Source organism: Cellulomonas sp., assembly GCF_015234515.1.
GTDB lineage: Bacteria > Actinomycetota > Actinomycetes > Actinomycetales > Cellulomonadaceae > Cellulomonas.
Map to the genome: position 1 here is coordinate 59,765 of NZ_JADGMY010000016.1, position 19,538 is coordinate 79,302.

Consider the following 19,538-nt stretch of genomic DNA (forward strand, 5'->3'; position numbering starts at 1 on the left):
CCGGTCACCGGGTCTCGGCCGGGAGCTCCTCGATCGCCGAGCGCGCGGGACGCGCGTGCACGAAGCCCGCGTCCGGCACGTCGGCGGCCGGGGCCGCCTCCTCGACGGCCACCGGTGCCGCAGCCGGCGCGACCTCGTCCTGACCGGCGAGGAACTCCTCGACCTCGGCGGGGGTGCCGAAGTTGATGACGCCGTAGAAGTCCTGCAGGTACGCCAGGTCGGCGGCGAACAGGCCCTCGATCTCGTGCGTCGTCACCAGCTCGAGCGCACCCAGGCGCTCGACGACGCGCGCCAGCACCACGACCGTCAGGCGCGGGTCGTCCGGGCCGCTGATCGTGGGGTCACGCAGCGGCTCCAGCTCGTCGCGGGCCGTCGCCAGGCGCATGACGCCCTCGCGGTGCAACGCCCCCTCGCGGTCGACGTAACCGCGAGGGAGCGTGAACTCGTACCGGGTACGCAGGGTCACTTGACCCTCTCGAGGCGCTCGATGACCACCGAGACGGTCTCCTTGATGGCGTCCGACCCGTCGACCGACAGCTGGTCGGTCGAGATCTTGCTCGGCCAGCCGTTGAAGAAGTTGAACCGCGCGACCTCCTTGGCGGACGCGTCGTACAGGACGACGGAGCCGTTCTTGCGGTTCTGCGCGCGGTCGCCGGACAGGCCGCCCTCGCGGACCGCCTTGAACCACTTCCACAGCGGGTCGTTGGTGACGTCGGCGGGCGCGACACGGGTCAGCTGCAGGTCGGGGACCTCGACGGTCTGGCCGAGGAACTTGACCTGCTGCTTCTTGCCGTCGGCCCCGATCTGGGTGACCTTGCCGACGCCGACCTCGACGTCCAGGCCCGAGACCGACATGAGGGCGGAGACGACCTGCCCGTCGATCTCGAGGAAGAAGTTCTGGGAGACGATCGGGTCGGCGCTGAACAGTCCGGTGCTGGGCATGCGTTACTCCTAGGTGTGGTGGGGACGCTGGGCGTCAGGCCGCGCTCTGCTTGTTCTGGCTGATCCGGAAGACCACGAACTCCGCGGGCTTGACGGGCGCGAGACCGACCTCGACCACGAGGCGGCCGGCGTCGATCGACTCGGGGGTGTTGGTGGTCTCGTCGCAGCGGACGAAGAACGCCTGGTCGGCGGTGGAGCCGAACAGGGCGCCCGACTGCCACAGGCCGTGCAGGTACCCGGTGAGGGTGCGCTTGACGCCCTCCCACAGGGTCACGTCGTTCGGCTCGAAGACGGCCCACTGGGTGCCCTCGAGGATCGTCGACTCGACCATGTTGAAGAGGCGACGGACGTTGATGTACTGCCAGTCGGTGTCCGACGCGAGGGTGCGCGCGCCCCAGATGCGGATGCCGCGCGTGCCGAACGGGCGGATCGCGTTGACGCCGATGGGGTTGAGGAAGCCCTGCTCGGTCTGCGTGACCGCACGCTCGACGTCCAGGACGCCGCGGATCGTGTCGTTGGCCGGGGCCTTCCACACACCACGCGTCTCGTCCGTGCGGGCCCACACGCCGGCGACGTGCCCCGACGGCGGGATGACGATCTCGGCCGACGCCCCCGAGCCGAGGGGGTTCTCGACCTTGATCCACGGGTAGTACATCGTCGCGAACGCCGAGTCGTACTGCGCGACCTCGGAACGCCACTCCTTGACCTGCTGCGGCGTCATCCCGGGGGGCGCGTCGAGCAGGGCCATGCGGTTGGCGTGCTGCTCGCAGTGCGCGATGAGCGACGTCTGCACGGCCTTCCACAGGCCGAGGTCGAGGGTGCCGTCCTCGCGCGTCGCGGCGGTGACCAGGTCGGGCACGGCGACGATCGTGACGTCCTCGGCGATCGCCAGGCCGTTGATGCCCGTGCGCGCCGACTCCGAGCCGGCGAACTTGCGGCCCGTGACCGGCACCTTGACGGGCTCGGCCTGCTGCAGCGCGTACGTGCCGGGGCGCAGCAGCTCGAGCTGGCTCGACAGGTCGGTCTCCTCGTCGAGGCGGATCTCGACCTTGACCTTCGTGGACGTCTTGTTGATGACCGTCGCGGCGTCGCGCGGGCCGCCCAGGCTCAGGCCGGGGTAGGACTCGACGGGCTCGCCGCCCTCGAGGACCGTGATCGTGAACGTCGTGGGGCCCTCGAGGTCGTCGGGGGCGTCGTCGCTCTGCACGGCCACCGTCAGCTGCGCGTCGGGCTCGACGGACTCGATGGCGACGGGCAGGCCCAGCGCGCGGTCCGCGGCGGGCAGCTCGAGCGTCGCCGGCTTGCCGGACGGCTCGGCGTTGGGGACGCGCACGATGTACGCCTGCGTGCCGCCGTTGAGGAAGTAGCCGTACACCGACAGCGGCAGCATCGCGCCCTCGACGAAGCCGCCGTACAGCGCCTCGTACTGCGTCCAGCTGGTGACGAGGCGAGGCATGAGCCCCTGGGGGTCGGCCGGGTCGTCCGCCGGCGCCGACGCGGTGAAGCCCACGAAGGCCGTGACGGCGGTCGGGGCCGACGTCAGCACCTTCTGGGACGAGGGGATCTCCTCGACGTACACGCCGGGCGCGGTGTAGGTGGGCACTGGTGGGTCCTTCTCTCGGTCGTGAGGTCGCGGCCGCTCGCACCGGGGTACGGCAGGTGCGTGGCGGGTCGTCGTGAGGCTAGGCAGCGGGGTCGGGCCGGGACATCGGTAATCGCTACCGAGGTTGCGCAGACGCCCCGACAGGGCCGCCCGGGGGATGCCCGAGGGGGTGAAATCCGCGACCTGGACGAGCGTTCAGGGAGCGTTCGTCGCACTTGCCCGTCTCGCGGGCCGGGACGCCACGGACCCGTCCGAGGCGCGCGAGCGACCTTGTACCCAGCACGAACTCCCCGGAGGCGCTATGACCAGGTCCGATGTCCCTACGCACGCGGGACGGGCACGGACCGGCTCGACCTCCGTCCCCACGCCACGCAGGGCCCCCGCAGCCGCGGTCGCCGCGCCCGCGACGGTGCTGCACCCCGCGGTCGTCGACCGCCTGACGGCGTCGCTCGCCGCCGGGCGCAGCGCCCTGGTCGTCGGCGAGGCCGGGACGGGCAAGACCCAGGCGGTCGCCCAGGCCGTCGAACGGCTGCGCGCGACCCACGACGACCTCCAGGTCGTGCACATCAGCGGCACCGGTACGCACGACGCGCTGCCGCTCGGCGCCCTCGAGCCGCTGCTGGACGGCCCCGTCGCGCCCTTCGGGGACCTGGCGGGGACGCTGCGCTCCCTGGCCACGAGCCTCGAGCGCCGCCGCGGCGAGGGCAGGCTGGTGCTGCGCGTCGAGGACGCCCACCGCCTCGACGACGCGTCGGCACGCGCGCTCGACTGGCTGGTGCGGCAGGACACCGTGCAGATCGTCGCGACGCTGCGGCTGAGCTGGGCCGCGCGCCCGCCGTGGGCGGCACTGTGGAAGGACGACGTCGTCGAGCGGCTCGACATCGGGCCGCTCACGCGGGAGGCCGCCGAGCGGTGGCTCGCCACCGAGCTGGGCGGGCCGGTGACGGCCGACACCGCGCACCGCCTGTGGCGCGCGGCCGGCGGCAGCGCCATGCGGTTGCGCGAGGCGGTGCACGACGCGGTCGCGTCGGACGCGCTGGAGCAGCGCAACGGCACGTGGGTGTGGCGCGGCGGGCAGCAGCCGCGCTCGCGGATGCTGGACCTCGCCGAGCTGGACCTGCACGGCGTCAGCCCGCAGGGCCGCGAGGCGCTCGAGGTCTGCGCCGTGGTGTGCCCCGTCGCGCTCGACGTGCTGCTGGACCTGGTCCCGGCGCCCGCGGTGGACGAGCTCGTCCTGGCCGGCGCGGTCACGACCACCACGGCGGAGACGGTCACGGGCGGCACGGTGCGGGTCGTCGACCTGACGACGCCCGCCTACGCCGACGTCGCGCGGGCCTGGATCCCGGCGTCACGGCAGCGCGAGCTGCTGCAGCGTGCGCTCGACGCCCCGGTGGCCCGCGGCATCGCGGCGAGCTCGCTGATCCGCTCGGTGTCGCTGGCGATCGACCTCGGCATGGAGGTGCCGGAGGCGCGCGTCCAGGAGGCGCTCGGGGCGGCGTTCGCGATCCACCAGTACGACTCCGTCGTGATGCTCGCGACCGGCGCGCTCGCGTGCGCGCCGCAGGGGCTCGCGGCGGCGCACCTGCACGCGCTGCGCGCGGACGCGCGGGTCATGCTCACGCAGCTCGCGGACGCGGAGCGGGACCTCTCGCGCGCGGCCGAGCTGCTGGCCGAGGGGCCGTTCGACGTCGCGACGGTCACCCTGCTGCTGCACGTGGCGGACATGGCCACGCTCGTCGCGCACCGGCGCCTGGGCGACGTGGACCGCGCGCTGGCCCGCCTGGACGAGGTCGTGCGCCCGCTGCGCGAGGCCGACCCGGTGCTGCCGGTCCTGCGGTGGCGCGACGAGGTCGAGGTGACGCGGCTGACGCGCCTGGGCTACGCGGGCCGGCTCGAGACGCTCGACGCCGCGCTGGTCGCGCTCGAGGGCGGGGCCCACCCCGCACGGCGCGTGTCGCTGGCACCGCCGACCGCGATGAGCCTGGGCGAGAGCGGCAGGCTGCACGAGGCGTTCGCGCTGTGCGCGCGGTTCTCGGAGATCGCCGCCGCGCACGAGGACCTGCACCGCTGGGGGCGCGGCGAGGTGCTCGTCGCGATGTTCTTCACGCTGCTGTGGTCGGGCGAGGTCGAGGCGGTCCGGGCGTCGCTGGCCCCCACGGCCGACGAGGCGCCGATGGCCGTCGAGTGGTCGACCGTGCACACCGCGCTCGGCCTGCTCGCCATCGCCGACGGGTCCTGGAGCGAGGCGCGCACGCACCTGGCGACGGCCCGCGCGCGCTTCGACGAGAGCGACCTGACGGGCCTGGCGCGGTACTCGCTGACGGCCGAGGCCGTCGCGGCCGCGGCGTGCGGCGACACAGCCGCCGGGCGCGACCTGCTGGAGCAGGCGTCGCGCACCGCACCCGGCTCGTCGCTGGCCATGGAGGGCGACGTGACGGTGCGCCGGCTGGACGCGCTGGCGTGGCTGCGCAGCCCCGACGTGGTCGCCGAGGCGCGGGCCCTGGCCCGGTGGGCGCGGGAGCGCGGCGCCGCACGCGTCGAGCTCGAGGCGCTGCACCGCTGGGTCGACGCGACGCGACGCACCGGCGGGCAGCCCGACCCGGCACTCGTCGCGCGCGTGCGGGACCTGGGCGAGGTCTGCGACGGCGAACGCTCCGCGGCGCTGGTCGCGCACGTCGAGGCCGTCGCCGCGCAGGACGCGGACCTCGCGCGCATCGCCGAGCGGGAGCTGAACCGGCGCGGCCTGTGGCTGCCGCCGCAGGGCGCACCCGTCGCGCTGACGTCGCGCGAGCAGGAGATCGCCTCGCTCGCCGCCGGCGGCATGACCAGCCGCGCGATCGCGCAGCGCCTGGTCCTGTCGACGCGGACGGTCGACTCCCACCTGTCGCGCGTGTTCGCCAAGCTCGGCGTGCACTCGCGCGAGGAGCTGGCGAACGTCCTGCGCTGAGCGCCCGGGACCCCCGTCGCCGACGGGGTGGAACTCCGGTCACCGTCCGGGCGTTCTGGTCTGCACGACCGGGCGTTCCGGTACCGTGACCAGGGCCGTCATCGTCGGACGGCACCCGCGCCACCAGCGCCTCCCGGAGGACCGCAGATGACCGAGCCCAGCCCCCTGCAGCCGCCCGCACCGAGCTCGGCGTTCGCGCTCGAGGCGCCCGCCCCGGTCGCGCCCGTGGCGACGCACGACGCCCCGGCGATGGCGCCGCGCGTCGACCCCGCGGCGCTCCCCGGTCTGGACGCCAAGGTCGGCGCGTACCTGAGCAGCCTCGACTCGGCGCAGGCCGGCTCCCCGGAGTTCGCCGCGAAGGCCGACGACGTGCGCCTCATGGGCGACTCGGACATCCGGCAGGCCGCCGACACGTCGAACCGCCTGCTGCAGGTGCCGGTGCGCGAGCTGCGGGAGGGCGGCGTCTCCGGCACGTCGCAGGTGTCGAAGTCGCTGCTGGACCTGCGCCGCACGGTCGAGGACCTCGACCCCTCCGAGAAGACGGTCGGGCGCAAGCTGCTGGGCATCCTGCCGTTCGGTGACACCCTCACCGACTACTTCCGCCGCTACGAGAGCTCGCAGAAGCAGATCGACGCGATCGTCCGGGCGCTGTACCGGGGCCAGGACGAGCTGCGCAAGGACAACGCCGCCCTGAACCTGGAGAAGCAGAACCTCTGGGACACGATGGGCCGGCTCAACCAGTACATCTACGTCGCGAGCTCGCTGGACACGCAGCTGTCCGCCAAGATCGCGCAGCTCGAGGTCGCCGAGCCCGAGCGCGCGCGGGCCCTGCGCGAGGACGTGCTGTTCTACGTCCGCCAGAAGCACCAGGACCTGCTGACGCAGCTCGCGGTGTCGATCCAGGGCTACCTGGCGATCGACATCATCATCAAGAACAACATCGAGCTCATCAAGGGCGTCGACCGGGCGACGACGACCACGGTCTCGGCGCTGCGGACCGCGGTGCTCGTCGCGCAGGCGCTCAACAACCAGAAGCTCGTGCTCGACCAGATCACGGCGCTGAACACGACGACGTCGAACATGATCGCGTCGACGTCCAAGCTGCTGCGCGAGCAGTCGGTGGCCATCCAGCAGCAGGCCGCGAGCGCGACGATCGGGCTCCCGCAGCTGCAGCAGTCGTTCTCGGACATCTTCGCGGCCATGGACTCGATCGACACGTTCAAGGTGCAGGCGCTGGACTCGATGGCGCAGACGGTCGGCGTGCTGGAGACCGAGACGGCGAAGGCCAAGCAGTACCTGGACCGGGTCTCGCGCTCGGACCAGACGCAGGCCGCGAGCGGGTCGCTCGACCTGGGCCTGCGCTGAGGCGACCGCGTGCCACGGACGAGCGAGGAGGTGGACGGCCGGTGAGCGCACTGGGCGACCTCGTCGCGCGTCTGCTCGGTCGCACGCCGCGTCACGTCGTCGTGATCGAGGAGGACCCGGTCCCCACGGCCGAGCAGATCGCGGCGGCCGTGCGGGACGTCGAGGCGAGCATCGAGGGACGCGTCCCCGCGGCGGTGACCGCGCGCGTGCACCGCATCACCGGGACGGTCGAGGACATGGTGCCGCGCCTCGACCGGTTCGGCGTGGGCGACCGCCAGGCGTACACCGTGGTCGCGACCGCGACGAGCTACCTGCCGGAGGCCGTCGAGGGGTACCTGCGGCTGCCGCGCGACTTCGCCGACCGCCGCGTGGTGTCCCGCGGCAAGACGTCGCTCATGCTGCTGTGCGACCAGCTCGACCTGCTCGCCGTGACGCTGGAGAAGATCTCCGACGCCGTGTACCGCGCCGACGCGCAGGCGCTGGTGGCGCACGGGCAGTTCCTCGCCGAGAAGTTCGGGCAGTCGTCGCTGGACGTACCCGGGACGGGAGCACCGTGACCGCGCTCGATCGAGTGCTCGACGGCGTGCTCGACGCCCTGGTGGCCGCCGGCACCACCGCCGGTCTGCCGGGTGCCGCCGTGCGCGACGAGGGCGAGCGGCTGGCCGCCGCGGTCGCCGAGTCCGTCACGGGTGCGGGCCCGGCCTGGCTCGCCGCGCTCGGACGGCCCGACGGTGACCTCACGCCGTTCTTCGTCGCGGCCGCGTCGGCCCGCCGCTGGCGGCACGCCCCCACCGACCTGCTGACCACGCTCGTCGCCGCGCGCTCGCCGCACGCGGCGGCCTACGCCGACGCGCTCGCGCACGTGGCGTCCGCCGCGTGCGACCTGGGCACCCCGGACCTGCAGGTGGTCGCCGCGGCCTCGGTGACGGCCGCCGTCCAACGCGCCGCCGCCCACACCACCCCCACCCCTCCCACCCCCACCCCCACCCCCCCGGGCGCGAGAGTGCAATCCAGCACCCCCACCCCCACCCCCCCGGGCGCGAGAGTGCAATCCAGCACCCGCACCCCCACCCCCCCGGGCGCGAGAGTGCAATCCAGCTCGCCCGTACCGGGACTGGATCGCACTCTCGCCACCCCAGGGGCCGGGGGCGTCGGCGGCGGGACCCCGGTGGGGGACGACGCACCCCCCGAGAAGACGTTCGACGAGCTGCTGGCCGAGCTCGACGCGCTCGTCGGGCTGGACCGCGTCAAGCGCGAGATCCGCCAGCAGGCGGAGGTGCTGCGCGTCGAGCGGCTGCGCACCGACGCCGGGCTCACGCGTCCGTCGCTGACGCGGCACCTCGTGTTCGTCGGCAACCCCGGCACCGGCAAGACGACCGTCGCGCGGCTCGTGGCCGGGCTGTACCGGGCGCTGGGCCTGCTGAGCAGCGGGCACCTCGTCGAGGTCGACCGCTCGGAGCTCGTCGCCGGCTACCTCGGGCAGACGGCGACCAAGACGACCGAGGTCGTCACCAAGGCGCTGGGCGGCGTGCTGTTCATCGACGAGGCCTACTCGCTGGCGGAGGACCAGTACGGCGCAGAAGCCGTGAACACCCTGGTCAAGGACATGGAGGACCACCGCGACGAGCTCGTCGTCATCGTCGCGGGCTACCCCCTGCCGATGACGCGGTTCCTCACGACCAACCCGGGCCTCGAGAGCCGGTTCGCCACGACCATCGCGTTCGACGACTACACCGACGCCCAGCTGCGCGAGATCTTCGCGCTCGCCGCCCGCAAGGCCGACTTCGAGCCGTCGGCCGAGGCGCTCGACCTCGTCGAGCAGGTCGTCGCCGCGCAGCCGCGGCACGAGGGCTTCGGCAACGGGCGTCTGGCGCGCAACCTCCTGGACCGCGCGGTGCTGCGGCACGCGTGGCGCCTGCGGGACGTCGCGAACCCGACCGTCGAGCAGCTGCGCACGCTGCTGCCGGCGGACCTCGCGACGGACGTCGCGGACGTCGCGACGGACCTGCCGGTCCCCGACGACGCGCTCGTCGTCGCACCGGCCGACGCCGACGACGGCCCGGCCGACGGCCCGGCCGACAGCCCCACCGACGAGCCGACGCGTGACGAGCCCGCCCCCGTGAACCCGACCGACACCGACCCGGCCGGCGGCGGACCCGCCCCGCGCCCCGAGGAGCCCGCGTGACCACGACCGTCGTGTCCTCGCCACCGAGTCCGCCCCACCCGGCTCCGCCGCACCAGCCGGGAACCCAGCCCGCCCCCGCCCGGCCGACGAGCGGCTGGCGCTCGACGCCGGGCGGCCTGCGCCTGTGGGGTGCGGTCGCAGCCGTCGTCACCGCGCTGACCGGTCTGCTCGCCCTGGGCGCCACGACGAGCCAGAGCGCGGCCGTCACCGGCGTGCGCGACTCGGCGGCGCAGCTCGTCGGCCTGCAGGACGCGCGCAACCAGCTGGTCGCCGCCGACGCGGCCGCGACCACGGCCTTCCTCGTCGGCGGGCTGGAGCCCACCGACCTGCGCGCGAGCTACGACGCCGCCGTCGACGCCGGGGCGCACGCCCTGGCGCAGCTCGCGGCGAGCGGCCCGGAGGGCGCGGACGGCCTGGCCGAGGTGTCGGCCGACCTCACGACGTACACGGGCCTGGTGGCGCAGGCGCGGGCGAACAACCGGCAGGGCTTCCCCGTCGGGTCGGCGTACCTCGAGGAGGCGTCGACGGTCCTGCGCGAGGACATCGTGCCGACGCTCGACGAGCTCGTCGCCGCGGAGCAGCAGCGCGTGGACGACGAGCTGTCGTCGGTGCGCTCGGCGACGCCGCTGCTGGTGGCGGTGGTCGTCCTGGCGCTCGCGGTGCTGGTCGCCGTGCAGGTGTGGGTCGCGCGCCGCACACGGCGGACGTTCAACGCCGGTCTGGTCGCCGCGACGGTCGCGGTGCTGGTCATCGCGGTCGTGGGCGGCTCGACCCTGGGCGGTGCGGCGTCCCGCGCGAGCCGCGCGCACGACGGGCCGTACGCGGCGACCGTCGCGACGTCCCAGGCGTTCGCGCTCGTCAACGACGCCCGGTCGATGGAGGCGTTCACCCTCATCCGACGCGGCTCGGGTGCGGCGTACGAGGAGTCGTTCGTCGCCAACGTCGACCAGGCCCGCGCGGCGCTGGCGGGGGACGGCAGCAGGCTGGACGCGTCCCTCGTCGACAGGCTCGACGCGTGGGTCGCGGCGCACGAGGCCGTGCGCGGCCTGGACGACAGCGGCGACTGGGACGGCGCGGTCGCCCTGGTCACGAGCGACGACCCGGCCGCGTCGCCCGCGCTCTTCGACGACCTGTCCGCGAGCCTGACGGCCGCCGTCGACGCCGGCAGCACGCAGGTCGCGGACGACCTGCGGACGAGCGGCACGTGGGTGGGCTGGCTGCTGGCCGCGCTGGGCGTCGGCGGCGCCGTCCTCGCCTGGACCGGTCTGCGCGCACGACGGGAGGAGTACCGATGAGCACACGCACGACGCACCTGCGCACCGCACTGGCCGCGGCGGCCCTCGCCGCCGTGGTGCTCGGCGGCTGCGCGACGCAGGCCGCCCCCGGCGGCACGGGCGTGATCCCGGCGGCCCCCGACGCCGCACCGGCCGTCGCACCCGCGGCCGCCGAGTGCGCCGACGCCACCACCTCGTACGCCCCGACCACGGGCACCGAGGTCCCCGGCGGCTCCACGATGGCCGCGATCCGCGACCGCGGCCACCTGCTCGTCGGCGTCTCCGCCGACACGCTGCAGATGGGGGCGCGCAACCCGTTCACGGGGCAGATCGAGGGCTTCGACATCGACATCGCCCGCCAGGTCGCGCAGGCGATCATCGGTGACCCCGACGCGATCCGGTTCCGCGTCATCACCGCCGGCGACCGCATCCCGGTGCTGCAGGAGCACGAGGTCGACCTGGTCGTGCGCGCGTTCACCATCAACTGCGAGCGGTGGCAGGACATCGCGTTCTCGGCCGAGTACTTCACCGCCGGTCAGAAGGTCCTGGTCAGCACCGAGTCCGACGCGCAGGGCATCGAGGACCTCGCCGGGCAGCGGGTCTGCGCGCCGGAGGGCACGACGACGCTCGAGCGCCTCGACGAGTACGACGTCGAGCCCGTGGGCGCGCGCACGCACTCCGCGTGCCTGGCGCTGTTCCAGCAGGGCCGCGTCGACGCGATCACCGGTGACGACACCGTCCTGGCCGGGTTCGTCGCGCAGGACCCGTACGCCCGCGTCGTGGGCGAGGCGTTCAGCGCTGAGCCGTACGGCGTGGGCGTCCCCGCGGACCAGGTCGACCTGGTGCGCTTCGTCAACGCCGTGCTCGACGGCATGAAGGCCGACGGGACGTGGGCGCAGGTCTACGACCGCTGGCTGGGTGAGGCCCTGGGGCCCGCACCCGCGCCGCCGGCGTCCGTGTACGGACGGTCGTGACGGCGACCACCGTGGCTGCCGCGTCCGCCGACGTCGTCGCGCCCGTCGCCCCCGGGCGCCTGGGCGAGGCGATCCCCGCGCGCGACCTGATGGTCTACCTCGACGGCCTGCTCACGTGGCTGGACGACCGCCGCACGCGGCTGGACGCGCTCGACACCGCGGCCCAGGCGACCGCCGAGGCGGAGCGCTACACGCCCGACGTCGTGCTGGCCCTCACCGTGTGGCAGTCGGCCCGCCGCCGGGCGGACGAGCTGCTGGCGGTGTGGGACAACGGGCGCGTCACCGAGGTCGAGCGCGAGCGCATGTCGCAGCTCGTCTGGGGCCGCGTCGACACGCGGGCCGGCGCCTCGCCCGTGTCGCTGCCCGAGGCGCTGACGCTGTGCGACGCGATGGTCTCGGCGCTGCGCACGCGCCTGGCGTTCGACCCCGACACGACCGACGTCGTCGCGCGGCTGCGGGGCGTGCGCGCCTCGCTCGTGCGCGCCGAGGACCTCGCGGGCACCGACACCGCGGCGCGTGAGCGCGTCGCCACGCTGCGCGAGCGCGAGCAGCGCCTGTCGACGCAGGCCGCCCGGGGTGGTGACGTGTCCGGCCCGCTCGCGGAGCTGGAGACGCGGACCGCCCACGCCGAGCGCGACCTCATGGTGGCGGTGTCCCAGCGCCGCTCGCTCGCCCGCGCCCGCGCCGACGCGCACGCGACGGCCGCCGCGCTCGAGGCGCGCGAACCCGCGCTGCACGAGCTCGCCGAGCGCTGCCGACGGGAGATCGCGCACCCGCCCCGGTTCGCGGTGCCCGACGTGTCACGCCTCGGCGCCGTCCCCGAGGACCGCGACGCGCTCGACGCGTTCGTCGCGCGCCTCGACGCCGTCCGGCGGGCGCTCGACGCCGCCCAGGACGCGTACAGCAACCCGCTGCGCGAGCGTGCCGAGCTGCGCTACCGCCTCGGACGGGCCGCGGACGCCGCGGCGTCGAACGGTCGCGACGCGTCGCCCACGGTGCGCGCCGGCCACGACGAGGCCCGTGCCGCCGTCGACACCACGCCCTGCGACGTGGGCCTCGCACGTGCCCTCGTCGAGCAGTACGAGCACCTCGCCCGGCCGCTGCCGGGCGGACCTGGAGGAGCCCGATGACCAGCGCGACCGCCTGCCGCGAGCCCGGCTGCACCGGCACCTACGAGGACGGCTGGTGCGACGTGTGCGGCTCGCCCGCCCCCGCGGGTGCGACGTCCACGACGACCGGCACCACCACCCCGCCCGCGGCAACCGCCGCGACGGGACGGACGGGCGGGGTGGCCGCGCGCACGCCGTCGGCCATGCTCGGCACGGGCATCGCGCCCGGTGTGCCCGCACCCGGCGGTGGCGCGGAACCCGAGTTCGCGGGGTCCACCCGGACCGGCCGCACCAGCTCGACGCGCCTGCCGACGGCGGCCCTCGGCTCGGCCCGCACCGCGGCGACCGGGTCACGCGCGACGCGCCGCCTGGGCACGTCGTCCACCCGGCTGCGCCGCGCGCGCCTCGGCGCCGGGCTGACGACGGTCCCGCCCGCACCGGTGGACGACCCGCTGCAGGCCGTCATGACGGACCCGCAGGTCCCCGAGCGCAAGCGGTTCTGCGCGGCCTGCGGCGAGCCGGTCGGCCGCGGCCGCGACGGGGTCCCCGCCCGCACGCAGGGCTTCTGCCCGTCGTGCGGCGCACGGTTCGACTTCGACCCGCGCCTGACGCCCGGCACGCTCGTCGGCGGGCAGTACGAGGTCGCCGGCTGCCTCGCGCACGGCGGTATGGGCTGGATCTACCTGGCGCGCGACCGCAACGTGTCCGGCCGGTGGGTCGTCCTCAAGGGCCTGCTCAACAGCGGGGACCCCGACGCGGTGGCCGCCGCCATCTCCGAGCGGCAGTTCCTCGCGCGCGTCGAGCACCCGCTGATCGTCGAGATCTACAACTTCGTGCAGCACGACGGCGACGGGTACACCGTCATGGAGTTCGTCGGCGGGCGCTCCCTCAAGGAGCTGCTCACCGACCGCCGCGAGGCCGCCGGGCACGTCGACCCGCTGCCCGTCGACCAGGCGCTCGCGTTCGTCCTCGAGGTCCTGCCGGCGTTCCAGTACCTGCACGACCTCGGCCTGCTCTACTGCGACTTCAAGCCCGACAACATCATCCAGGCCGGTGACGCGCTCAAGCTCATCGACATGGGCGGCGTGCGGCGCATCGACGACGACCACTCGGCCATCTACGGGACCGTCGGCTACCAGGCGCCCGAGGTCGCCGCCGACGGCCCGTCGGTCGCGTCCGACGTCTACACGATCGGGCGGACCCTGGCGACGCTGGTCCTGGACTTCCGCGGCAACACCACGACCTACGTGGCGGCCCTGCCGCCGGTCGACCAGACGCCGGTGTTCGCGCGCTACGACTCGTTCTACCGGCTGCTGGCCAAGGCGTGCGCGCCCGACGCGTCGGACCGGTTCGGGTCGGTCGACGAGATGCGCGCCCAGGTCCTGGGCGTGCTGCGCGAGGTCGTCGCGGCGGACCGGGGTGCCGGCGACGCACCGCTGACCAGCGCCAGCTCGGTGCTGTTCGAGCCGCCCGTGACCGACCAGGTCGAGCGCCCCCTGGCGTGGGACGAGCTCCCCGCGCTCAAGGTCGACCCCGACGACCCCGCGTCCGGCTGGCTGTCCGGCGTCAACGTGACGGACCCCGAGCAGCGGCTGCTCGCGCTGGCCGACGCACCGGAGGACACCGTCGAGGTCCGGCTGCTGCGGGCCACGACCGCGATCGAGGCGGGGCGGCCCGAGGTCGTCGCGTCGGCCGTCGAGGCGATCCTCCAGGAGGACCCGTGGGAGTGGCGTGCCGTGTGGACGCAGGGGCTCGCGCAGCTGGCCGCCGGTGACGTCGTGGCCGCGCGCGCGTCCTTCAACGCCGTCTACGGGCAGGTCCCGGGCGAGCTCGCGCCCAAGCTGGCGCTCGCGGTGGCGTGCGAGCTGTCCGACGAGCCGGGCATCGCGGAGCAGCTGTACGCGACGTGCGCCTACGCCGACGCCAACTACACGGCCCCTGCCGCGTTCGGTCTCGCCCGCCTGCGGCTGGCGTCGCTGCACGTCGACGACGCCCTCGCGGCGCTGGACCTCGTCACGCCCACGCGCAGCTCCTACCCCGAGGCGCGGCTCATGCGTGCCCGGGTGCTGGCCCGCTCCCGCCACGACCTGACGTCGCTCGCCGCCGCGCTCGACTCGGTGCGGACGGTGACGCTCGACCCGGCGGACCGCGCGGGGCTGCGGGTCGACGTCCTGAGCAGCGCGCTCAGCGCCGTCGAGGCGGGCACCACCGCCCCGGGTGTGCGGCTCGACGGGATCCCGGCCACGCGGGTGGGCCTCACGGACGCGCTCGAGGCGGCGTACCGCGAGCAGGCCGCGCTCACCGACGACCGTGCGACGCGCGTCGCGCTCGTCGACCGCGCCAACGAGGTGCGGCGGTGGACGGCGTGGTGAGCGGGACGGTCGTGGTCTGCCCGTCCTGTGGTGAGACCGCCGGTGCCGGGGCACGGTTCTGCGAGTCGTGCGGGGCGGCGCTCGGTGGCCCGACGCCCGAGGCGGTCGCGCCGCAGCCGGACCCGGACGCCGGCACCGACCCCACGCCGCCGCGCGCGGCGTGCGCGTGCGGCGGCGAGATCGCGGCCGACGGCTACTGCGAGCAGTGCGGCGCCCGCGCAGCCGTCGCGCGCGACCACGTCGAGGAGCAGCCCGCGCCGCACGTCGCGGGCGTCACCGACGTCGGCGTGCGGCGCCGGCGCAACGAGGACGCCATGGCGCTCGGCGTGGTGGGGGACGTGACCGTGCTCGTCGTGTGCGACGGCGTGTCCTCGGCACCCGACTCCGACGTCGCGAGCCAGGCCGCCGCCACGGCCGCGCGCGACGTGCTCGTCGCCGGCGCCGCGGACGTCGCCCGGGGCGACGCGGGGGGCTGGTCACGCCTGCTGGTGGAGGCCGGCCACCGCGCCGACGACGCCGCACGCGACGCCGTCGACGACGCGACCGCGCGGCAGGACCCGCCGTCGTGCACGTTCGTCGCCGCGGTCGTCGGGCGCGAGCTGCTCGCCGCCGCCTGGCTGGGCGACTCGCGCGTGTACTGGCTGCCCGACGCGGGGACCCCCGAGCAGCTCACCGAGGACGACTCGGTCGCCGCCGAGCTCATGGCCGGGGGCATGCCGCGCGCGGCGGCCGAACGCTCCCCGGACGCCCACGCCATCACGCGGTGGCTGGGTGCCGACGCGCAGGACACCACCGCGCGCACGGTCGCGACCCGGCCCGGCGGACCCGGCTGGGTGCTCGCGTGCTCCGACGGCCTGTGGAACTACGCGTCCGCACCGGAGGTCGTCGCCGACCTGCTGCGCGACGCGGTCGGGCGCGTCGGCGCGGACCCCGCTGCGCTGTCGCGGGACCTCGTCGAGTGGGCCAAGGCTGCGGGCGGGCACGACAACGTGACCGTCGCGCTCGCTCGGGTCACCTGGCCCGCCGCCGCGGCGGCCGAGCCGGCGCCCGACACGCACGCCGAGGACCCGGGCACCGCCCCCACCGTGCGACGACGCTCGCCCGGTAGCCTCCCGGAAGAGCCGGACCCGCCGGCACCCTGACCATCCGCACCACCAGACCACCCCGTCCCCCAGCCGTCCGACACCCACAGCACCGCACCGCCGAGGAGCAAGCGTGGCCACGTTCCGTGCCGAGGTCTTCCAGAACGAGTTCCTGCCCGACGGCGGGACCGACGTCCACGCGATCGTCACGGTGAGCGCCGAGGGCGTGGGCGGGGCGTCGACGACCGGCGGCGGCGTCGCCGAGATCATCATGGTCGACACGTCGGGGTCCATGACCGGCGCCATGCTGCGGGCCGCGAAGCACGCCGCGCAGGTGGCGGTGGACCACATCCCCGACGGGACGTGGTTCGCGATCGTGTCCGGCAGCCACGTCGCGCAGCGGGTCTTCCCCTACCCGAACGCCCCGCTGGCCATCGTGCAGATGGAGCCGGCGGCGCGCGAGGAGGCCAAGCGGGCGATCTCGCGCCTGGGCGCCCAGGGCGGGACCGCGATGAGCACGTGGCTGCGCCTGGCCGACCAGATCTTCGCGACCCAGCCCGCCGCGACGCAGCGGCACGCGATCCTGCTGACCGACGGCAAGAACGAGTCCGAGCCACGCGCCCAGCTGACGTCGACGATCCGCGCCGTCACGGGCCGGTTCCAGTGCGACGCGCGCGGCGTCGGGGAACGCTGGCAGGTCGACGAGCTGCGGGAGATCGCGACCGCGCTGCTCGGGACGGTCGAGCTCATCGCCGACCCGGAGGACATCGCGGCCGACTTCCAGGCGCTGCTGGCCACCTCGATGTCCCGGGGCGTGGCCGACGCGCAGCTGCGGGTATGGACGCCGCAGGGCGGGCAGGTGCTGTTCGTCCGGCAGGTCGCCCCGACGGTCGAGGACCTCACGTCGCGACGCACCCAGGTGACGCCCCTGATCGGCGGGTACCCGACGGGTGCGTGGGCCGACGAGTCGCGCGACTACCACGTGGCGGTGCGTGTGCCCTCGAAGAACGTGGGCGCCGAGCAGCTCGCCGCGCGGGTGCAGGTGGCCGTGGCGGACGAGGTCGTCGCGTCCGGCCTGGTGAAGGCCGCGTGGTCCGACGACGCGTCGCTCACCGCGCGCATCAGCCCCGAGGTCGCGCACTACACGGGCCAGGCCGAGCTGGCGTCCGCGATCCAGGAGGGCCTGGCGGCGAAGGCCGCAGGCGACGAGGCGACCGCGACCGTCAAGCTGGGCAGGGCGGTGCAGCTGGCCGCCGAGACCGGCAACGAGGAGGCGACGTCGAAGCTGCGTCGCGTCGTGGAGATCGAGGACGAGGAGCACGGCACGGTGCGGCTCAAGCGCGGCGCGTCCCGCCTGGACGAGATGGCCCTCGACACGGCCTCGACGAAGACCTCGCGGGTGCGGCGATGAGCGTCACCTGCCCCGACGGGCACACCAGCGAGTCGACCGACTACTGCGACGTCTGCGGCGCGCCGATCGGCGGGTCGGGCGGCGGTGCGGCAGCCACCGGCGGGTCGTCCGCGGCGGCCGGGTCGACGGCGGTGCCGTCGCCGAGCACGTGCCCGCACTGCGGCTCCCCCGCGGCGTCGGGTGCGCTGTTCTGCGAGAACTGCGGCTACGACTTCACGACGGGCGCGACGCCGGTCGCGCACGCGCCGTCGTCGCTCGACCTGGGCGCGACGGGCGCGGTGCCGGCCGCCACCGCACCGCCCACCGGTGCGGCGGGGGCCGTCACGGCGCCCCCCACCGGCGCGGCGGCGGGCCCGTCCGCGACGGGCGGACCGGCGCCGGACCCCCTCGAGCCGCCGCCCGCGGTGGTGGCTCCCCCCGCGGCGTCGTCCGCGCCGTCGGCGGACCCCGCCGCCCCCGTCACGCCCCCGCCTCCGGGCGGCGACGCGTGGGTCGCGGAGCTGTGGGTCGACCCGGACTGGTACGCCGCGCAGCAGGCGGAGGACCCGATGCCGTCCGTCGGCCTGCCGGTGCTCATCCCGCTGCGGGAGCGCAGCGTCCTGGTCGGGCGGCCGTCGGCGTCCCGCAACATCCGGCCGCAGGTCGACGCGGGCGCGGACAGCGGCGTGTCCCGCCGGCACTGCCAGCTCAACACCGACGGTCACCGCTGGTGGGTCGAGGACCTGCAGTCGTCGAACGGCACGTTCGTCGCGCGCGTCGGCGAGCCCCTGCCGGACGACCCGATCCGCCCGGGCCAGCGCCACGAGCTGCAGGACGGTGACCGGCTGTACCTCGGCTCGTGGACGCGGCTCGTCGTGCGCAAGGCGCTGCCGGGCGAGGTCTGACCGCACCCCTGCCCCACGCACCCGCCGGGACCGTCAGCTCTCGGACCAGACGCCCAGCTCGTTGCCGCTCGGGTCATGGAAGTGGAGCCGGCGCCCACCGGGGAAGGCGTACGGGCCCTGGGTGACCTCGCCGCCGGCCGCCCGGACCGCGGCGGCGGTCGCCTCGAGGTCGGACGAGTACAGCAGGACGAGCGGACCGCCCGGGGCGACCGCGTCGTCGAGCCGCAGGCCGCCGACCTCCCGGCCGTCCGCCCCGTCCGGGCCCTGGATGCCGACGTAGTCCGGGCCGGGGCCGTAGTCGGTGAAGCCCCAGCCGAAGGCGGCACCGTAGAAGGCCTTGGCGGCGGCGAGGTCGGTCACGCCGATCTCGACATAGTCGAGCGCGTGGTGGGTGTGCGTCGTGTGAGACATGTCCGCATGGTGGCAGGCGCCACCGACACCCGACCGGTCGGGCGGCCGCGGTCCGGTGCGGTGCCCCGGCCCGCCGTCCCACATCGTGGGAGCGGGCCACCGCGAGACCGGGCTCAGACGTGTCACCGCACGTCTGTCGGCGCCTGCGCCCGGTCTCGCTCACGGCCCGTCTCACTCCCCGGGACCGACAGCGCGTCACCCAGGGACGTCGACACCTCGGACGCAGGCACGACCCGGGGCTGCTGCGTCGTGTCGACCACGAGCGACGCGCGCCGCCACGGCTCGGCCGCCGCGAAGTAGCGCCGCTGCGCGCCCGCGTACCGGGCCAGCGCCCCGTGCTCGCGATCCGGGTCGATGCCGTCGCGCGCGACCATCCGCCGGGCCGCCACCTCGAACGGGACGTGCAGGTACACCGACCAGTCCCAGTGCTCCCGCAGCTCGTCGCGGTGCAGGAACGTCCCCTCGACGATCACGAGCGCGTCGTCGGGGGCCCGGACCGCCGCCGCGGGCGCGACACGGTCCGCCACGCGGTCGAACGACGTCGGGCTGTACCACCCGTCACCGTCGGGGTGCAGCGGTGCCAGCGCCAGGGCGACGAGCGAGCCGTAGTCGTACGCGTGCTGCCAGAAGCCCTCGGGTGACCACCGGCCGCACGCGTGCCGGACGGCCGACGGGTGGAAGAAGTCGTCGGCGTGCAGGACCACGACGGGGCGGTCGCGGACGGCGGCGGCCAGGCGGGCCGTGAACGTCGTCTTGCCGCTCGCACCGACGCCGTCGACGGCCACGAGCGCGCGCCGCCCGCGCGGCACCGCCGCCGTCAGCCGGTCCACGACCAGCTCGAGGTCACCGCTCGCGTCCACGGCGGCCACGGTCCCGTACCCCGGTCGACTCGGCAAGCGTGGCCGGCGGTCCCCCTCCCCGGACCCGCCCGCGACGACGGCACCCACCGTGCCGATGGGTGCCGTCGTCGGACCGCCGC

Annotated in this window: 16 protein-coding genes; 11 read left to right on the forward strand and 5 right to left on the reverse strand. The window is 75.3% G+C overall.

All coding sequences use genetic code 11. From position 1 onward, the window contains the following. Nucleotides 1–4 precede the first annotated feature (4 nt). Genes IR158_RS06050 through IR158_RS06060 form a run of 3 tightly spaced genes read right to left on the reverse strand, consistent with a single transcriptional unit; the run spans nucleotide 5 to nucleotide 2,545 of the window. Nucleotides 5–466 (reverse strand): hypothetical protein, encoded by a 462-nt coding sequence (locus tag IR158_RS06050; RefSeq protein WP_291810747.1) that lies wholly within the window; start codon nucleotides 464–466, stop codon nucleotides 5–7. After that, nucleotides 463–942, reverse strand: coding sequence for a phage tail protein (locus IR158_RS06055; protein ID WP_227576586.1), 480 nt, complete (start codon nucleotides 940–942; stop codon nucleotides 463–465). The genes IR158_RS06050 and IR158_RS06055 overlap by 4 nt, the downstream gene beginning before the upstream one ends. A 34-nt stretch (nucleotides 943–976) precedes the next feature. Beyond that, nucleotides 977–2,545, reverse strand: coding sequence for a phage tail sheath subtilisin-like domain-containing protein (locus IR158_RS06060; RefSeq protein WP_291810749.1), 1,569 nt, complete (start codon nucleotides 2,543–2,545; stop codon nucleotides 977–979). Nucleotides 2,546–2,846: 301 nt separating this feature from the next. On the opposite strand from IR158_RS06060, the gene IR158_RS06065 reads away from it, so the two are divergent. The 11 genes from IR158_RS06065 to IR158_RS06115 all read left to right on the forward strand — a co-directional run bounded on the left by IR158_RS06065 (nucleotide 2,847) and on the right by IR158_RS06115 (nucleotide 18,148). Next, a complete protein-coding gene (locus IR158_RS06065; RefSeq protein ID WP_291810752.1) occupies nucleotides 2,847–5,492 on the forward strand; it encodes a LuxR C-terminal-related transcriptional regulator in 2,646 nt (881 codons plus the stop codon). A 147-nt stretch (nucleotides 5,493–5,639) separates the two neighbouring features. Then, entirely contained in the window at nucleotides 5,640–6,857 is a 1,218-nt protein-coding gene (locus IR158_RS06070; protein ID WP_291810754.1) for a toxic anion resistance protein, read from the forward strand. 41 nt (nucleotides 6,858–6,898) lie between these two features. Beyond that, a complete protein-coding gene (locus IR158_RS06075; protein WP_227576590.1) occupies nucleotides 6,899–7,414 on the forward strand; it encodes a hypothetical protein in 516 nt (171 codons plus the stop codon). Then, nucleotides 7,411–9,042: an AAA family ATPase gene (locus IR158_RS06080; protein ID WP_291810756.1), complete on the forward strand. Its 1,632-nt coding sequence runs from the start codon at nucleotides 7,411–7,413 to the stop codon at nucleotides 9,040–9,042. The genes IR158_RS06075 and IR158_RS06080 overlap by 4 nt, the downstream gene beginning before the upstream one ends. Then, nucleotides 9,039–10,337: a hypothetical protein gene (locus IR158_RS06085; RefSeq protein ID WP_291810758.1), complete on the forward strand. Its 1,299-nt coding sequence runs from the start codon at nucleotides 9,039–9,041 to the stop codon at nucleotides 10,335–10,337. The genes IR158_RS06080 and IR158_RS06085 overlap by 4 nt, the downstream gene beginning before the upstream one ends. Further along, on the forward strand, nucleotides 10,334–11,290 hold the full coding sequence (locus IR158_RS06090) for a glutamate ABC transporter substrate-binding protein (protein WP_291810760.1): 957 nt from the start codon (nucleotides 10,334–10,336) through the stop codon (nucleotides 11,288–11,290). Before IR158_RS06085 ends, IR158_RS06090 begins: the two co-directional genes overlap by 4 nt. Continuing rightward, on the forward strand, nucleotides 11,287–12,420 hold the full coding sequence (locus IR158_RS06095; RefSeq protein ID WP_291810762.1) for a hypothetical protein: 1,134 nt from the start codon (nucleotides 11,287–11,289) through the stop codon (nucleotides 12,418–12,420). The genes IR158_RS06090 and IR158_RS06095 overlap by 4 nt, the downstream gene beginning before the upstream one ends. Continuing rightward, the gene (locus IR158_RS06100; protein ID WP_291810764.1) at nucleotides 12,417–14,771 is read left to right on the forward strand and encodes a serine/threonine-protein kinase; all 2,355 of its coding nucleotides are present in this window, start codon (nucleotides 12,417–12,419) and stop codon (nucleotides 14,769–14,771) included. Before IR158_RS06095 ends, IR158_RS06100 begins: the two co-directional genes overlap by 4 nt. Next, nucleotides 14,756–15,913: a protein phosphatase 2C domain-containing protein gene (locus tag IR158_RS06105; protein WP_291810766.1), complete on the forward strand. Its 1,158-nt coding sequence runs from the start codon at nucleotides 14,756–14,758 to the stop codon at nucleotides 15,911–15,913. Before IR158_RS06100 ends, IR158_RS06105 begins: the two co-directional genes overlap by 16 nt. A gap of 73 nt (nucleotides 15,914–15,986) precedes the next feature. Further along, the gene (locus IR158_RS06110; protein ID WP_291810768.1) at nucleotides 15,987–17,264 is read left to right on the forward strand and encodes a VWA domain-containing protein; all 1,278 of its coding nucleotides are present in this window, start codon (nucleotides 15,987–15,989) and stop codon (nucleotides 17,262–17,264) included. Then, nucleotides 17,261–18,148: an FHA domain-containing protein gene (locus tag IR158_RS06115; protein WP_291810771.1), complete on the forward strand. Its 888-nt coding sequence runs from the start codon at nucleotides 17,261–17,263 to the stop codon at nucleotides 18,146–18,148. Before IR158_RS06110 ends, IR158_RS06115 begins: the two co-directional genes overlap by 4 nt. Before the next feature lie 33 nt (nucleotides 18,149–18,181). On the opposite strand, the gene IR158_RS06120 is transcribed toward IR158_RS06115, so the two are convergent. Then, nucleotides 18,182–18,559, reverse strand: coding sequence for a VOC family protein (locus tag IR158_RS06120; RefSeq protein ID WP_291810774.1), 378 nt, complete (start codon nucleotides 18,557–18,559; stop codon nucleotides 18,182–18,184). 122 nt (nucleotides 18,560–18,681) lie between these two features. Then, on the reverse strand, nucleotides 18,682–19,419 hold the full coding sequence (locus tag IR158_RS06125) for an AAA family ATPase (protein ID WP_291810776.1): 738 nt from the start codon (nucleotides 19,417–19,419) through the stop codon (nucleotides 18,682–18,684). Nucleotides 19,420–19,538 lie beyond the last annotated feature (119 nt).

Coding starts and splice junctions, on each gene's coding strand:
- IR158_RS06100 (WP_291810764.1), top strand. CDS start 12,417: ATGACCAGCGCGACCGCCTGCCGCGAGCCCGGCTGCACCGGCACCTAC.
- IR158_RS06115 (WP_291810771.1), top strand. CDS start 17,261: ATGAGCGTCACCTGCCCCGACGGGCACACCAGCGAGTCGACCGACTAC.
- IR158_RS06120 (WP_291810774.1), bottom strand. CDS start 18,559: ATGTCTCACACGACGCACACCCACCACGCGCTCGACTATGTCGAGATC.
- IR158_RS06055 (WP_227576586.1), bottom strand. CDS start 942: ATGCCCAGCACCGGACTGTTCAGCGCCGACCCGATCGTCTCCCAGAAC.
- IR158_RS06070 (WP_291810754.1), top strand. CDS start 5,640: ATGACCGAGCCCAGCCCCCTGCAGCCGCCCGCACCGAGCTCGGCGTTC.
- IR158_RS06065 (WP_291810752.1), top strand. CDS start 2,847: ATGACCAGGTCCGATGTCCCTACGCACGCGGGACGGGCACGGACCGGC.
- IR158_RS06090 (WP_291810760.1), top strand. CDS start 10,334: ATGAGCACACGCACGACGCACCTGCGCACCGCACTGGCCGCGGCGGCC.